The sequence below is a fragment of the Calothrix sp. NIES-2100 genome, assembly GCF_963875285.1.
Classification (GTDB): Bacteria; Cyanobacteriota; Cyanobacteriia; order Cyanobacteriales; family Nostocaceae; genus Aulosira.
Genome location: NZ_CAWNLA010000001.1, coordinates 4,870,263 through 4,886,319 on the forward strand (window position 1 = coordinate 4,870,263; position 16,057 = coordinate 4,886,319).

The following is a 16,057-nucleotide window of genomic DNA, read 5'->3' on the forward strand; positions in this document are numbered from 1 at the left end:
ACTGTTGACTGTTAACAACCTTTATAAAATATTTCACAAATGATTTAAGATTTCTATAACATTCCTAAATCATTTGTGAAAAAACAAAGTATATTCTTAAATCCTTATTTCCTGTTGCCTACCTCAACGATAAATTTTCCCACTCATTTAGGTCGCTATGGTACAAGCTTTCTGTTCTCAATAAACTGACAACTGACAAATTATTTCTCTGTGGCGATGATATGTAAATCGATATTTTGTTTTCTAATTAACTCCATCAATCGCTGGGTAAAAGAGCCTTTCAGCCATCTTTTCCATTTAGGCTGTTGGGTTTCACCAATGACTATTTGGGTGATGTGATACTTGGCTGCAACTTGAGCAATTTCTTGGGAAACATTGGGACTTTTGACGTGTAAAAATTCGCCACCAAATTCTTTACATAATTTCTCGCAGGTATCAATATGTAAACTTTCTTTTTTGGTGAGGAATCGCTCAGGGTGGGCGACAAAAATGGCATAAAGTCGCCCATTCATATAATTAGCAATACGTGCGCCCCGACGCAGCAATTGTACTGAGTTAGGATAGGTAGACAGACAAACTAAAACTCGTTCGTGAATATTACAGTTTTGTCCTTCCAATGGAGAAGTGTTTGCTCCCTCTTCAACTGTATCTGCAACTTCTCGCAGAGCGAGTTCTCGCAAAGCAATTAAGTTACGACGTACAAAGAAGTTTTCTAGGGATTGCTGGATTTTCTCTGATGCATAAATTTTGCCTTCTCGCAAGCGTTCTTCGAGAGTTTCGGGAGTTACATCAATGACGACAACCGCATCAGCTTCATCTAGTATCCTGTCGGGAATCCGTTCTCGCACGACAACGCCTGTAATTCTGGCTACTAAGTCGTTTAAACTTTCTAAATGCTGAATATTAACGGTGGAGTAGACATCAATTCCAGCGGCGAGAATTACTTCTACGTCTTGGTAGCGCTTTTCTCTTGGAGAACCCGGTACATTAGTATGCGCCAGTTCATCGACTAACACAAGTTGAGGCGATCGCTGTAAAATTGCATCTGTATCCATTTCCTCTAAAGTCACTTGCTCGCGAATACTGACTTTTCTAGGAATCACCTCTAACCCTAGAGCTTTTTCGGCTGTGTCTTTGCGTCCATGAGTTTCTAAGATACCAATGACAACATCAATACCATCTTGCTTGAGCTGATGGGCTTCTTCCAACATTTTATAGGTTTTACCGACACCGGGAGCCATACCGATGAATATTTTATGTTTCCCGCGTCGGTGAGGACGGATGTAAGCGCTGTCGGGCGAGTTTGTCGAGTTATTGAACATTCACCGTTAAAAATTTTGATGAGTTCGTCAGTGCTTCGGTGCTTCGAGAAGTTTTAACTACGAATTTAATGCATCTAAAGCGAGATTTAATTTCAAGACGTTAACCCCAGGTTCACCAAATATACCCAGAAAGCGACCATCAGTATTTTGATTAATCAAAGTTTCTAACTGTTGGGGTTGAATTCCTCGCGCTTTGGCGATACGGGAAATTTGCGCTCTGGCTGCTTCTGGGGTAATGTGGGGGTCAAGGCTGGAACCAGAGGTGTAAAGTAAATCTGCGGTAGGCTGTACACCTGCTGTTTTAAGTCGGTTGAAATCGCCATCTTTACCTTTGATGCGTTCTAGTAAGGCTGAATTACTCGGAGCGAGGTTACTAGCACCAGAAACCCCGGTTTGGAGAATTCCAGCTTCATCTTTTTTGGGATCGGCGGTGCTGTAGCTGGTGGTGCTGGGGCGAGTGTTAAAATAGCGATCGCTCTTAAAGGGTTGACCAATTAAGGCAGAACCGATAACCTTACCCTGATCATCTTTGATTAAACTACCGTTGGCTTGGGATGGAAATACAATTTGCCCAACAGTAATCATCATAAATGGGTAGATAATTGCGCCAATAATCCAAAGTACAAATGTAGAACGAATTGCTCTGCTGGCTTCTGTGGTAAAACTCATTAGGGAACTCCAAAAAATAAATTATTCCGTTAAAGTTGTTGACGGTTGACTGTTGACGGTTGACTGTTGACGGTTGACTGTTGACGGTTGACTGTGAACAATAGCAAGGAAATATTTTTTTACGAGTAAGTCTCTTAGAATTTCTCTGGTACGAACATGACAAAGAATAAATAGATGGAAAGGCTTAGGGTTGCTATTCCTAATAATCCTAAAGCCCAGGCTTGAGTGCGAGAAAATTGTTCGCCTGTGGCTGCATATACGACAGGCGCAACTACTAGGTTGAAGCACATTCCTAGGAATAGGTATAAGGGCAGTTTTTGTTTGCGCCAATCTGAGAAGATTTCGGTGATAGCTGCAAGTGTTTGGATTGAGAGTTGAGGTTTCATAGTTGAGTAGTTATTTTTAAGAGAAATGAACCGCCCAGACGCAGAGAGATGATTTTTCTTTGTACCTTTGCGCCTTTGCGCCTTTGCGTGAGATTCTTTTTTAAATGAACCGCCCTGACGCTCGAAGACTCGCTAACGCTGCGCTAACGGGTTCGCCAGTCCCCCATCGTGACGGAAGCCGCCAAGACGGGGGCTGGTCTCACCAAGTACGCCAAGTACGCCAAGGGAAAGAGAGGTATTTGAGGTTAAGAAAGAGGTAAGATGACATCGATGAGTTTGATGGCGATGAAGGGTGCAATAATACCGCCTACGCCATAAATGAAAATGTTGCGTTTTAATAGTTGATCCGCTGTGAGAGGACGGAATTTTACGCCTTTGAGTGCTAAGGGAATCAGTACGGGAATAATCAAGGCGTTGTAAATTAAAGCGGAAATAATTGCCGATTGGGCGCTTTTGAGTCCCATAATATTTAGTGCGCCAATTCCAGCAGCGGCGAAGATTGTCGGGATGATGGCGAAGTATTTGGCGATATCATTAGCAATAGAAAAGGTGGTTAATGCGCCACGGGTAATGAGCAATTGTTTCCCAATGGTGACTAAATCAATTAATTTGGTGGGGTCGGAATCTAAGTCCACCATGTTAGCAGCTTCTTTGGCGGCTTGAGTACCGGAGTTCATGGCTACCCCTACGTTGGCTTGGGCTAATGCGGGTGCGTCGTTGGTACCATCGCCTGTCATGGCGACTAGTTTACCTTGGGATTGTTCGTTGCGAATAACGCCAATCTTGTCTTCTGGTGTGGCTTCGGCGATAAAGTCATCTACGCCAGCTTCTTGCGCAATTACACCTGCGGTGATGCGATTGTCTCCTGTCAGCATGATGGTGCGCACACCCATACGGCGGAGTTGATCGAATCTTTCCCGTAAACCTGGTTTGACTATATCTTTGAGATAGATAACTCCGAAAATTTGGTCATCTTGACAGACTGCTAAGGGTGTACCACCTAAGCGGGAAACTCGCTCGTAGGCTGCGTCTACATCATCGGCAATTTTACCACCACGCGATCGCACAAAGCCTTTAATTGCATCGACTGCTCCTTTACGCACTTGTTTCCCACTGGGTAAGTTTGTTCCACTCATCCGGGTTTTGGCGGAAAATTCCACACCTTCGGCTTGTTTGGTGTCGAAATCAACCGTGATTCCTGAATTTTCGGCTAGTTTGACAATTGATCTGCCTTCTGGTGTTTCATCAAATACACTGGCTGTGAGAGCAACTCTGGCGACATCTTCCACTGTATAACTATTTACAGGGATAAACTCATCAGCCATGCGGTTTCCCAAGGTAATTGTACCAGTTTTATCTAGCACTAAGGCGTTGATGTCACCACAGGCTTCTACTGCTCGCCCAGAGGTGGCGATAACGTTAAACTGGGCGACTCTATCCATGCCAGCAATCCCAATTGCACTGAGTAAACCACCGATGGTTGTGGGTATTAAAGCTACCAACAGGGAAATTAAGATGGCAACGCTAGCACCTGCACGTAAACTGTTTGCGGCTTCCGCACCAAATACTGTACTGATGAAGTTAGCGATGTAGTTGACAAAGGGAGACATGGTTGCAACTACAATTAAAAAGACTTGGGTAAGTACGGCTAATAATACTGTTAAGGCAATTTCGTTAGGTGTTTTAGTTCTTTCTGCTCCTTCTACTAAGGAAATCATCCGATCGATAAAGCCTTGACCAGGATCGGCGGTGATGCGTATTGTTAATTCATCTGAAAGTAGGCGTGTACCGCCGGTGACGGAACTAGCTATATCTGTACCTGGTTGCTTGAGTACAGGGGCAGATTCTCCAGTAATTGCTGACTCATCTACCGAACCGATACCTTGAATTACTTCGCCATCTGCCGGAATCAGATCATTGGCAATGACTTTTACTAAATCGTTACGGCGTAATTCTGGAGAATTGACTTGGACAATTGTACCATCGGGCAGGATTTTGCGCGCGATCGCATCGGTACGGGTTGACCTTAAAGAATCTGCTTGGGCTTTACCTCTTCCTTCAGCAACAGCCTCGGCAAAGTTGGCAAACAGAACTGTGAAAAAGAGAATGAAGGTAATCAACCCATTTAATAAGCGTTGCTGGTTGACATCCGCCTGTAATGTACCAAATAAATTGGGGTCAATAGTTACTAAGAATGTAACAATTGTCCCTACCCAAACCACAAACATCACAGGATTCTTGACAGCAATGCGGGGATTGAGCTTGACAAATGACTCTTTTATTGCTTTTTGATAAAGTCCCCGCATATCTGCTTTCGGCGTGTGTCTGCGGGAGTCACGAGTGCCGTGGGGAACACGGGGCGGGCGGGGGGATGAGTCGATGTTGGTTGTCATAAAGGGGAGTGGGGGGGACAAGGGGGACAAGGAGGACAAGGGGGACAAGGGAGAGGTGATTGGGGTAAAATGCGTTGAGAATTTATGATGTCTGTTGCGGTTTTGATGGAGAAAGTTGAGGCTTTGAGGCTGAAAGTTGAGGCTTTGAACTTGAAAGTTGCGGCTTTTATGCTGGAATTTGCACCTTTGAGCCTAAACGTTGCAGCTTTGATGTCGGAATTTGCTGTTTTGAACATGAACGTTGCAGCTTTGAACCTGAATGTTGAGGCTTTGAACATGAACATTGCAGCTTTGAACCGGAACGTTGCAGCTTTGAACTGGAATTTTGAGGTTTTGAACCGGAACATTGCAGCTTTAAACCTGAACGTTGCACCTTTAAAACTAAAACTTCGAGTTTGACAACAGACAACAAACAACAGACAACCAACAACTAACTACCCAATCCCTTTCGCAATCCAAAAAGCCTCGCCGATGGGGCCGAATGCTAAAACGGGGAAGAATGTTAGTGCGCCGAGAATTAAAATTACGCCGGCGGTGACACCTGTGAATAATCCGGTGTCGGTGCGCAATGTGCCTGCGGTGAAAGGGACTTGTTGTTTGCGAGATAGACTATCTGCAAGTAACAGCAACCCGATAACCGGGATGTAGCGTCCTGCAAGTAAACTAAAGCAGGTACTGAGGTTCCACCACAAAGCTGTTACGGTGGTTTTTGCACCGGTTGCAATAGCGATTGGTGATGGTTGAGAATCTCCTAAACCTTCAAATCCTGAACCATTATTAGCCGCAGCGGAGGCGTATTCGTAGATAACTTGCGCGAAACCGTGAAAGCCGGGATTGCTGATTCCTGCGAGTTGGTCGGGAAATGCTAACGTGATGCCCGCAGGTATCATAATGGCAATGGGGTGAACTAAGAGAATCAAAAAACTCGCCAGCACCACTTCACGCTTTTCAATTTTCCGTCCAAGAAATTCTGGTGTGCGCCCTACCATCAAACCTGTGACAAATACTGCCAAAATCAAGTAAGCAAACAAGTATGCTGTTCCCGTACCTTGTCCACCCCAAATGATTTGCAGAAACATATTTGACAGAGTGACAAAACCACCGTTAGGCATGAATGAATCATGCATACTATTAACAGCACCAGTCATAGTCCCTGTTGTCAATGTGGCAAACAGCGCCGACTGTGCCCAACCAAATCTAACTTCTTTGCCTTCTAAATTTGGTTGTGTACTGCCCAACAGTGCATTTACAGCCGGATTACCGTTATATTCGCCAATGGCGTTAACCGTCAAAAATGTTAGGAAAAGTACACTCACCATCCCGTAGACTAACCAAGCTTGTTTGGTGTTATTAGCAAACAAACCATAGGTGTAAATCAGAGATGTGGGAATTGAAATCATCGCCACAATCTCAATTAAATTTGTGAAGGGGTTGGGATTTTCAAAAGGGTGGGCTGAGTTGATAGCGAAAAAGCCGCCGCCGTTTTCTCCCAATTCCTTGATGATTTCAAAATGAGCAACCGGGCCGCGCGCGATCGCCTGACTAATATTAGAATCTTCTAAGGTGGGGAAGACAACTGGCCCTGCTAAGGTTTCGGGAACACCAGCCGCCATCAAAGCAATACCACCGACAATACAAATAGGTAACAAAATCCGCGTGATTGAACGAATTAAATCTACATAAAAATTGCCCAAAGATCTACCAGTCAAACCTCGGATAAAAGCAATCCCCACCGCCAACCCAGTCGCCGCCGAGGTAAACATATGATATCCCAGCCCCCACATTTGGCTGGCATAACTGAGGTAGGTTTCACCCGAATAATGCTGCTGGTTGGTGTTAGTAATAAAAGATATGGTTGTGTGTAATGCTGTATCCCAAGTTGGCGCACCTATCTTAGTCGGGTTTAGGGGTAGCCATCCTTGATTCATGATGATGAAAAATATCAGCAAACCCATCACTACATTGCTGTACAATATGGCTCTGGCATACTGCCAACCTGTCATATCTGCTTTAGTGGGAACGCCTACCAAAGAGTAAAGCAATCGTTCAACTGGGTTTAAAGTTGGGTCGAGAAAAGTGCGCTGTTCTTGATAGACACGCGCCATATATCTGCCAAAAAATGGAGTTATTACTACTACAATTATTAGCGTTAATGCTATCTGAATCCATCCCTGTAGCATGATTTATACCAATCGATAATTCGTAACTTGTAATACAAATTGTTAATTTACTTTCATCATCAATTGTTTTGCTAAGAGATACAAGATATAGAAGATATAAAAACAGGCTTATTTTTGATATAGGTAGCGTTTATGATGCCTATATTTATCGTTTAGAGCGTTTAGATCCTTTCCTAGTGGTTCATCCCATTAATTCTGATGAGTCGCGGATGTTCAGATCCCCGACTTCTTAAAGAAGTCGGGGATCTAGCAGCCTCGCAAAATTAATGGGACAGACCACTAGTAGTCTGGGCAATGCCCACCCTACAGATACTCCTTAAAATGAGATTAATAGTGAAATTGCCGTAAATCAAAATATGATTACACGTCCTGGCACAATTATCATACCTCTCTCAACCCTTCCACCTTTGGAAAACGGTGATAAACTCACTCGCGCTGAATTTGAGCGTCGTTATCATGCTATGCCTGAAGTGAAAAAAGCAGAACTGATTGAAGGAATTGTGTATATGGCATCTCCGTTACGAGTTACAGGTCATGGTGAACCCCATGCTGATATTATCATTTGGTTGGGACTTTACAAAGTGGCTACACCAGGCGTTAAACTCGCTGATAATTCCACTGTACGTCTAGATGCAGATAACGAACCTCAACCAGATGTCTGCTTGAGAATTGCCAATGGGGGACAGACGCGTGTTAGCGATGATGACTATATTGAAGGTGCGCCAGAGTTAATTGTGGAAGTTGCAGCTAGTAGTGTTTCTCTAGATTTACACGACAAGTTAAAAGTATACCGCCGTAATCAAGTGCAAGAGTATTTAGTATGGCGAGTTTATGACGGTGAATTTGATTGGTTCAAGTTACAGGAAGGCGAATATATTCAGCTAACACCGAATGCTGATGGTGTGATTTGTTCCCAAGTTTTTCCGGGTTTATGGTTAGATAAAGCAGCATTATTAACCGGAAATTTAGCTAAAGTCTTAGAAGTTTTGCAGCAAGGTTTGGCAAGTGCAGAACACCAGAGTTTTGGAGAACATCTCGCTAGTAAGGGGAGGGGGGATGAGGAGACACGGTGACGCGGTGACGTGGTGACGCGGAGAATGACAAATAACAAATAACAAATGCCCAATGCCCAATAACTCTCAAGTGAGTAGAATTACAGTCATCTTGGCGCTATTTCTCACTGTCATGTTCATGGAGTTTTCTACCCCGACTGAATATGTATTTGGCTATCTGTATACAGGCCCTATATTATTAGCAAATTCATGGTTTGGGAGAATTGCAACTTTTCAAGCGACAGTGGTTGCTGTCTGCTTAACTATGTTGAATATTTGGTTACCAGAAGGTGGAGTAATCAAAGCATCCACAGTTGCAAGTCGCGCGATCGCAGTTTTGGCTTTAATTGTCACAGGTGTGTTAAGCGATCGCCTGCGTCGTTCCCAAGAAGCGATCGCTCTGGCTCGTGCCAAGTTAGAATCGCAAGAGGAATTAGTCAAAGTCCGCGAAGATTTTGCTTCGACACTCACCCATGATTTAAAAACGCCGTTGCTGGGCGCAATGGAAACCATCAAAGCCTTTCAACAAGAAAAATTTGGCTCTGTGTCACCTACCCAGCAACAAGTCTTAGATACAATGGCACGCAGCCATAAAACTTCCCTGCAACTTTTAGAAACTTTATTAGATATCTATCGCAACGATACTGAAGGCTTAAAGCTGGAGTTAGCACCTGTAGATTTAGCGAACTTAGCAGAAGATGCAGCTGCTAGTTTGATTGAATTAGCCGCCAATCGTCGTGTTCATCTCTCGGTGAATTATGGTGATTCTGATTGGCGACGCGCCTTATGGGTTCAAGGTGATGCACTGCAACTGCAACGAGTTTTTAATAATCTGTTAGTGAATGCAATTAATCATTCCCGGCGCGGGGGAAGGGTGGAAGTAGTTTTAGAACCCCAAACTACTTACCAGGTTGTAAAAATTTTAGATACAGGTGCGGGGATTGAGACAGAAGAGTTATCCCATATATTTGAACGATTTTATCAAGGACATAGCCAGCGCCAAGCCAAAGGTTCAGGATTGGGGCTTTATCTCTCTCGCCAAATTATTTCAGCTCACAGAGGTATAATTTGGGCAGAGAACAGAATACCCACTGGTGCAATATTTGCTTTCAAATTGCCCATTTACCCGTTTCAAGGGGATAGGGGATAGGGAGTGTTTTCAAAGTCTTAGATCCCCCATTATCCCCCTTTACAAGGGGGACTTTGAAGGATTTTTTGCCCCCCTTAATAAGGGGGGTTGGGGGGATCGGCGCGGAATCTTAGGAATAACGATGAGTTTGAAAACACGCCCTAGGGAAGAAGACAACGGACAACTGTACGGGCGGGTTGACAGATATCCTCACCGATCAGCGATGATCTAAATAAACCCGCCCCTACTGACAACTGACAAATGATCAAAATTCTCCTTGTTGAGGACGATGAACTCTTCCGCTTGGGTTTGCGTGTGCGATTGCAACAAGAACCAGGTTTAGAGATTGTCGCTGAAGCTGAAGATGGTGAAACAGCTATTGAGTTAGTTAAGCAAACTCCTCTAGATGTGGTGCTGTTGGATGTGGGTTTACCAGGAATTGGCGGAATTGAAGCTTGTAGAGAAATTAAACAGCAAAATCCTCTGCTACCAGTTTTAGTTTTAACTTCCCATTCGCAAAAACCTTTAATTACAAGATTAATTGAAGCAGGCGCACAAGGCTACTGTCTCAAAGGAATTGCGGCAGAAAAATTAGTTTTAGCCCTGCGTTCTGTAGCGGCTGGTGCTTCTTGGTGGGATGCAACTGCAACTAAAGAAATTCGTTCTTCGTTGAGTTCTGAACCATCGCCTCCGGAGTTAGAAAACATCACAAAGCCTGTCAATCCCCTAACTGGGCGCGAACAAGAAATTCTCTCGCTGTTAGCCGCCGGCAAAACTAATCAAGAAATTGCCCATGAATTATATATTGCACCGGGAACAGTGCGCGTTCATATTCATGCAATTTTACAGAAATTAGAAGTAAGCGATCGCACTCAAGCCGTCGTCGTCGCCTTCCAAAAACATTTGATTAAAAATAGTTAGTTGTCAGTTGTCATTTGTCATTTGTCATTTGTCATTTGTCATTTGTCATTCTCCCTGTCCCCGCGTCCCCGCGTCCCCGCGTCTCCCTCATCCCCCTCATCCTCACCAACCCAAAGCCGTCGCAATCTGTCCAGCCAATTCTAGGGGATTGAACGGTTTTGCGATCGCAGTTGCCATTCCCATCTGTGCATAACGGCGACGATCCGCAGCCTGGATTTTTGCGGTTAACAAAATCACGGGAATGCTTTTGGTGGCTGGATTTGCTTGTAATTTCTCAAAGGTAGCGATCCCGTCCATATCTGGCATCATTACATCTAACAGGATTGCATCTGGTTGCCAAGTTTCGGCTTTCATTATGCCTTCTCTACCAGAACTGACTGTCATCACTTCCCACGCGGCGACGGTTTCTAAGCAAATTTTGGCAACTTCTTGAATATATTCTTCGTTATCAACAACGAGAATTCGCTTTTGTTTCATCACCACCACCTTCTTGTTGATTTTGTGTCATCCTTTGAAGTAGCTCCATGACGCGGTGTTCAAATTCTTGAGTTGTTACACGTCCTTTGGTTAAAAATTCTGTATGTCCTAATTTGAGTCGATTGCGTTCTGATTCGTCCAAATCTTTCGCTGAATAAACCACTACAGGGGTGCTACATAATTGATTGTGCTTTTTTAACCAATCTACCACTGCAAATCCATCGCTTTCTGGCAAAATTAAGTCAAGAATTAATAAATCTGGGTTGACTTTTTGGCTGAGATGAATTGCTTCCCTTCCCGTTTGGGCGAGGAAGGTTTCAATGTCGTGTCTTTCAAACAAGGTAATTAGCAGTTGGGCTAAATCGTTATCGTCTTCAACAATCAGAATCCGCATTCGCACTGAAGATTTAGCGACTACTTGTCTGAGTGACTGTAACAAGTAATTTTCGGGGACTGGTTTGCTTACCCAATCAGCAAAGTCTACACTGGGTTGATTCTGGGAACTGGGTTTGTAGACGCTACAAATCACAATCGGAATATCCTTGGTATCTGCCCGTTCTTTTAATACTGCCATTGTTTCCCAACCATTCATCCCAGGCATTAACAAATCCAATAAAATCACATCTGGATGTTGACTTGCGGCTAAGGCGATCGCTTCTTCGCCGGTAGTCACTGTTACTACCCGATAACCACCTGTTTCCAGTAGGGTTTGCATTTCCTGTGTAATTACCGGATCGTCGTCGCAGATTAGCACCAGGGGTGAGTAGTGATTCTTCATCTCTGGGTGCTGAGTTGTCGGGACTATTTCTACAGCCTGGGGCGATCGCACTATGGGAATACTAAAGTAAAAACTACTACCTTCCTCTAGTCTACTTTCCACCCAGATGCGTCCGCCATGCTGTTGAACAATGCTTTGGCAAATTGCTAAACCTAAACCTGTACCGTCATGGTTGCGTGAATCTGAGGAGTCAACTTGTTGAAAGCGCTCAAATATACTATCCAGTTTGTCTTCTGGTATTCCCCGTCCGGTATCTTTAACTGTAAATAAAACTTCATTTTCTTCCTGTGCTGCTACTAACCAAACCGTTGCGCCCGCAGTCGAAAATTTAATGGCGTTACTCAGCAGATTTGTGAGAGTTTGGACAATTCGGTCTGGATCTATCCATAGCTCAACTGATAAGCTCTCAATTGAGAGTTTTACCCCAGCTTTCTCTGCTAAAGGCTGCATAATATTCACTGCTGACTCAATTAACTCAGCAACATTGCGGGTTTCCCGTTCCATTTTTACCCTACCCGACTCGATGCGCTCTATATCCAAGATGTCGTTAATCAAGCGAACTAGGCGATCGGTGCTATCGGTAGCAATTTGCAGTAGACGTTTTCCCTGCTCTGATGTGGCTGTCAGTAAACCACTGGTGAGCATTCCTAAGGAACCGTGAATTGAAGTTAGTGGTGTGCGGAGTTCGTGGCTGACAACGGAAACAAACTCATCTTTCATCCGTTCGATTTGCTTACGCTCTGTAATATCACGCAATATTACTGTATAATATACTTTGTTTCCCTGATCTAATTTCGAGATCGAAGCTTCAGCCGGAAATTCTGTCCCATCCCGACGACGACCAAATATTTCTCGCCGTTCTCCCATTCTCCGAGCCAGGTTAGGAGATGTACCAAAGTCAACGACATGGTGACGATGGGCTTGAGCAAAGCGTAATGGTAATAGTAAATCTAGGGGCTTGCCGATGGCTTCAGAGGCAGTATAGCCAAAAATCTTTTCGGCTCCTTGGTTAAATAATGTAATTTTTTGCTGGGCATCGATGGAAATAATGGCATCATCAGCAATATCTAAGATGCGGGCAAATTTTACTTGGGAGATCCGCAGTTGTTCTTGAATTTTTTGGCGTTCATCCAATTCTGATTGTAATTTGCGGTTGAGGCTAATTAACTCCGCCGTGCGTTGGGCAACGCGCAATTCTAATTCGTTATTAGCTTTATGTAAAAATGCTTCGGTTTGCTTGCGTTTGGTAATATCCCGGGCGATAAATTGCGAAGCTGGTTGACTTTGGTAGATACAAGGGGCGGCGGCTATTTCCAGAGCGATCGCAGTTCCATCCAACCGCAGAAATTGTACTTCATGTAGGGGAATTTCTTGGTGAAATTCTTTTAAAAGTCGGAAATTTTCGCTCACAGCCTGTTGTGAGTCGGGGTGAACCAAATCAAGTATTTTTTTACCGAGTAATTCTATGGGTACTGTTGCGCCAAACAGCTTGACTGCGGCACTATTGACAAAGACAAAATTTCCGTCGCCTTCAATAAATATCGCTTCTGGGCAAAGTTCTACTAGCTGTTGGTAGCTTTGCTGACTTTGTTGGAGTGCAATTTGGGCGAGTTGGCGATCGCGTTGATTGCGCAATGCCATAATCCCATAAGCTAAGTCTGCGGCTAGTGCTTGCAATAATTCTACTTCATCGCTATCAAAGGAATTTGGTTCAGTGGCGTAAATATTCAACGCCCCAAATACTTGATGTTCGGCAATTAACGGTAAAGATATCGATGCTGCATAGCCTTGCTTACTTGCCTGACACCGCCAAATTTCGTAATTAGGATCAGTTAAAATATTTTGGATAATCGCGGTTTGACCTGTGCGAATCGCTGTCCCCGATGGGCCTCTACCATGAATTGTATCAGCCCAGGTGAGGTTGAGAGATTGCAAATATCCATCTTCATAACCTGCTTGCGCGATCGGGCGAATAGTTTTTTCGCCATCATTTTCAGCAAAACCAACCCACGCCAAGCGATAGCCACCCACTTCCACAATCATTTGGCAAATTCTGTGCAGCAAATCTAACTCATCTTTGGCACGCACAAGTACTTGCGAGCAATTACTCAACGCCTGAAGTGTCCGATTTACCCGGCGAATTTCTGTTTCTACTCTTCTATATTCTGTAATGTCTCGCGTAATTGCCAAATTTACTATTTTTCCACCCGTTTCGCTGGCTAAGGGTACACCGTGAGTTTCCATCCAGCGACGATTACCTTGACAGTTCACCATCTCAAACTGTAAAGTCCCCTTATTTCCCTCACAGATACTGGCGTGGAATTGGCGAAATGCTGTTTGATATTCTGGTGTAATCAAAGAATAAACTGATTTACCAATCACCGCTACGCTGCTATCAGCCTCTAGCATCACAATTCCGGCGGGGTTGATTTCCAATAAAGTCCCATCGGCGGCAATAATTTTGACACAATCTGGTTCAGCATCAAAAATTGCCCGCCAGCGATTCTCTGGTTCAGCTACTTTATCACACAAGGCAGTGTCCAGAGGGCAGGAGGCAGAAGGAATACCTGCAACGTTTGCCTCACTTTGGGTACTCTGACTATTAGTGACGCGCCGCAACAATTTAATCCGCTCTAAGCGATTGATAATCCGAGTTACAAGTTCCGGGCCGACAATCGGCTTACTCACAAAATCATCAGCACCAACACTAAATACTTGGTTAACAATTTCCGCATCACTATGAACTGTGAGAAATAATATCGGCAATTCACTCCAATGGGGATCATTCCGTACTACTTTGCAGATTTCAATCCCATTGGTGTAAGGCATTTCCACATCCAGAATCAGCAAATCTGGAGACACCGTTTGCAAAGTTGTCCAAAACTGTCGCGGATCTTCCAAGCCGATGACTTTCAAACCCCAAGGACTGAGTAAAGTTTGTAACAATGCCAGAATTTGCGGATCGTCGTCTACAGCTAATATCTTGGCTTCCGCATGGGGAGCTTGTTGCAGTACTTGGGTAATTGCTTCTAACACCTGTGGTGTCGGCATCGGCTTCTGCAAAAAGGTGTGTCCGCCGTTACGCGCTAGTTGTAAACGATGAGTAAAATCACTCTGCTCAGTCAACACTAGCACAGGTACAGGAGGCTGATTCTGGGAAAGTTCTGCTAGTAAACTCCAACTTTCTTCTTGATTATCAGAAACACTAGGATCAAGCAGCACCACACTGGGATGCTCGCGGTAGATTACATGTCTGGCATTTTCAATACTAGTGGCAATTGTCACTTGGAGATTGCCGTTAGCAGACTCTGTTTCGAGATTTGCGGCTAAAGATTGTTCGCGATCAACCACCAATACTAAAGGCCTCTCATCAGCAGTTACTGGGGGAGATGTCGATTCCTGCTGTTTGCTTTCAATTTCTTGACGTAATTGCTGCACCCAAGTTTTTAATTTACTGGTATCTGATTGCGTCAAAGTTTTATCAGATTTCAGTAGTTGCTCAATTTTACGTGCTAGTTTCGAGCCTAGAGGTAAGCCAAAAGTACCCAAAGAGCCTGCTAAGGTGTGGGCTTCTTGGGCTGCTTGCGATCGCAATTCTGGACTTAAACTCTTATAGTTAACTGTTGCAGCTTGCTCGAGCAGCCCCACCTGCTCTTTGACTCGTCCTTGAAATCGCTGCCAAATTCCTGCAACTGCTGCGAGTGTTTGTTGCTGTGATTTGCTTATATTTGCAGATTTTGGGCGGTCTAATCCTGCTTTATTTCCCTGCTCCTCTACTGTTTGGGGCTTGAGGCGATAGCCAATACCATAAACTGTTTCGATGAAATCACCAGGCGCTCCCACATGGCGCAGTTTCATCCGCAAGCCCTTGATATGGGTGCGGACAGCTTCTTCCCCTGGAGTATCATCATAAGACCAGAGATGCTCCAAAATCATGCCGCAACTAAATACTCGGCGACTATTGCGCAAAAATAATTCTAACAGGGCGTATTCTTTAGGAGTTAATGACAGCAACTCGCGATCGTAAATTACTTCACAGCTACTAGGATCGAGGCGTAAATTACCCCACTCCAGTACCGGTTGCGCTGTAGTTCCCCCCCGACGTAATAAAGCACGGACACGAGCCACCAACTCTTCTTGGTCAAACGGTTTAACTACATAGTCATCTGCGCCTGCATCTAGCCCAATTGCTTTTTCATGACTGCTATCACATCCTGTTAGTAATAGCACGGGCATTTGCAAACCACGGGAGCGGATATGACGACAAAGACTGATGCCATCTAACTTAGGCAACACGACATCCAATAAAATTAAATCATAGTCATAAGTTTCAATTAAATCCCTACCAGCTTTACCATCATTAGCAACTTCGACAGCATAGTTTTGGTTAGTGAGAATTTCTCTGAGTACCTCTGCGAGTAACTCGTCATCCTCGACAACTAAAATTTTCATCTCAAAAATTCGCTTGCGATAGTGATTTGCTAGATAACGAGCCGTAAAAGTTTAATTTAAAATAAAAACAATTGATATTAATTTTTCACTTAAATGCATATTAAATTATAAATCTTTAAATCTTGGCTCGGCATTAACAAATATCAATATTTTTGCGATCGCCTGTAGTCATTTCTTTGATGCGTATAAGCGTAACAGCAACTCTACAGACATCGCCTTTAGGAAAATATCAATAGAAGCCAGAATAAGTTATAGCGCCTATGTATGAGCAAATAAGCTAAATAAAGATATTTTTCGT

Annotated in this window: 11 protein-coding genes; 4 read left to right on the top strand and 7 right to left on the bottom strand. The window is 44.0% G+C overall.

The window, feature by feature from the left end:
- Positions 1 to 200: 200 nt before the first annotated feature.
- From AACU32_RS20065 to kdpB, 4 genes are all read right to left on the bottom strand, one after another.
- Positions 201 to 1,322: a sensor protein KdpD gene (locus AACU32_RS20065; RefSeq protein ID WP_096602631.1), complete on the bottom strand. Its 1,122-nt coding sequence runs from the start codon at positions 1,320 to 1,322 to the stop codon at positions 201 to 203.
- A 57-nt stretch (positions 1,323 to 1,379) separates the two neighbouring features.
- The gene (kdpC, locus tag AACU32_RS20070; RefSeq protein ID WP_096602633.1) at positions 1,380 to 1,991 is read right to left on the bottom strand and encodes a K(+)-transporting ATPase subunit C; all 612 of its coding nucleotides are present in this window, start codon (positions 1,989 to 1,991) and stop codon (positions 1,380 to 1,382) included.
- A 134-nt stretch (positions 1,992 to 2,125) separates the two neighbouring features.
- Entirely contained in the window at positions 2,126 to 2,377 is a 252-nt protein-coding gene (locus tag AACU32_RS20075; RefSeq protein WP_096602635.1) for a potassium-transporting ATPase subunit F, read from the bottom strand.
- 245 nt (positions 2,378 to 2,622) lie between these two features.
- Positions 2,623 to 4,770, bottom strand: a complete 2,148-nt coding sequence (kdpB, locus tag AACU32_RS20080; RefSeq protein ID WP_096602637.1) for a potassium-transporting ATPase subunit KdpB — start codon at positions 4,768 to 4,770, stop codon at positions 2,623 to 2,625.
- Positions 4,771 to 4,854: 84 nt separating this feature from the next.
- Here kdpB and AACU32_RS20085 point away from each other — a divergent pair, with 84 nt between their 5' ends.
- The gene (locus AACU32_RS20085) at positions 4,855 to 5,169 is read left to right on the top strand and encodes a hypothetical protein (protein ID WP_339378113.1); all 315 of its coding nucleotides are present in this window, start codon (positions 4,855 to 4,857) and stop codon (positions 5,167 to 5,169) included.
- Between the two features lie 35 nt (positions 5,170 to 5,204).
- On the opposite strand, the gene kdpA is transcribed toward AACU32_RS20085, so the two are convergent.
- On the bottom strand, positions 5,205 to 6,950 hold the full coding sequence (gene kdpA, locus AACU32_RS20090) for a potassium-transporting ATPase subunit KdpA (protein WP_096602639.1): 1,746 nt from the start codon (positions 6,948 to 6,950) through the stop codon (positions 5,205 to 5,207).
- 356 nt (positions 6,951 to 7,306) lie between these two features.
- On the opposite strand from kdpA, the gene AACU32_RS20095 reads away from it, so the two are divergent.
- The 3 genes from AACU32_RS20095 to AACU32_RS20105 all read left to right on the top strand — a co-directional run bounded on the left by AACU32_RS20095 (position 7,307) and on the right by AACU32_RS20105 (position 10,052).
- Positions 7,307 to 8,023, top strand: coding sequence for a Uma2 family endonuclease (locus tag AACU32_RS20095; RefSeq protein WP_339378114.1), 717 nt, complete (start codon positions 7,307 to 7,309; stop codon positions 8,021 to 8,023).
- Positions 8,024 to 8,135: 112 nt separating this feature from the next.
- Positions 8,136 to 9,152, top strand: a complete 1,017-nt coding sequence (locus AACU32_RS20100) for a sensor histidine kinase (RefSeq protein WP_445223231.1) — start codon at positions 8,136 to 8,138, stop codon at positions 9,150 to 9,152.
- Between the two features lie 240 nt (positions 9,153 to 9,392).
- On the top strand, positions 9,393 to 10,052 hold the full coding sequence (locus tag AACU32_RS20105) for a response regulator transcription factor (protein WP_096602642.1): 660 nt from the start codon (positions 9,393 to 9,395) through the stop codon (positions 10,050 to 10,052).
- Between the two features lie 102 nt (positions 10,053 to 10,154).
- On the opposite strand, the gene AACU32_RS20110 is transcribed toward AACU32_RS20105, so the two are convergent.
- Both AACU32_RS20110 and AACU32_RS20115 read right to left on the bottom strand, forming a co-directional pair.
- On the bottom strand, positions 10,155 to 10,529 hold the full coding sequence (locus AACU32_RS20110; protein ID WP_096602644.1) for a response regulator: 375 nt from the start codon (positions 10,527 to 10,529) through the stop codon (positions 10,155 to 10,157).
- Positions 10,501 to 15,759 carry a response regulator gene (locus tag AACU32_RS20115; RefSeq protein WP_096602646.1) on the bottom strand — a complete coding sequence of 1,753 codons (5,259 nt, stop codon included), beginning with the start codon at positions 15,757 to 15,759 and terminating at the stop codon, positions 10,501 to 10,503. The genes AACU32_RS20110 and AACU32_RS20115 overlap by 29 nt, the downstream gene beginning before the upstream one ends.
- Positions 15,760 to 16,057 lie beyond the last annotated feature (298 nt).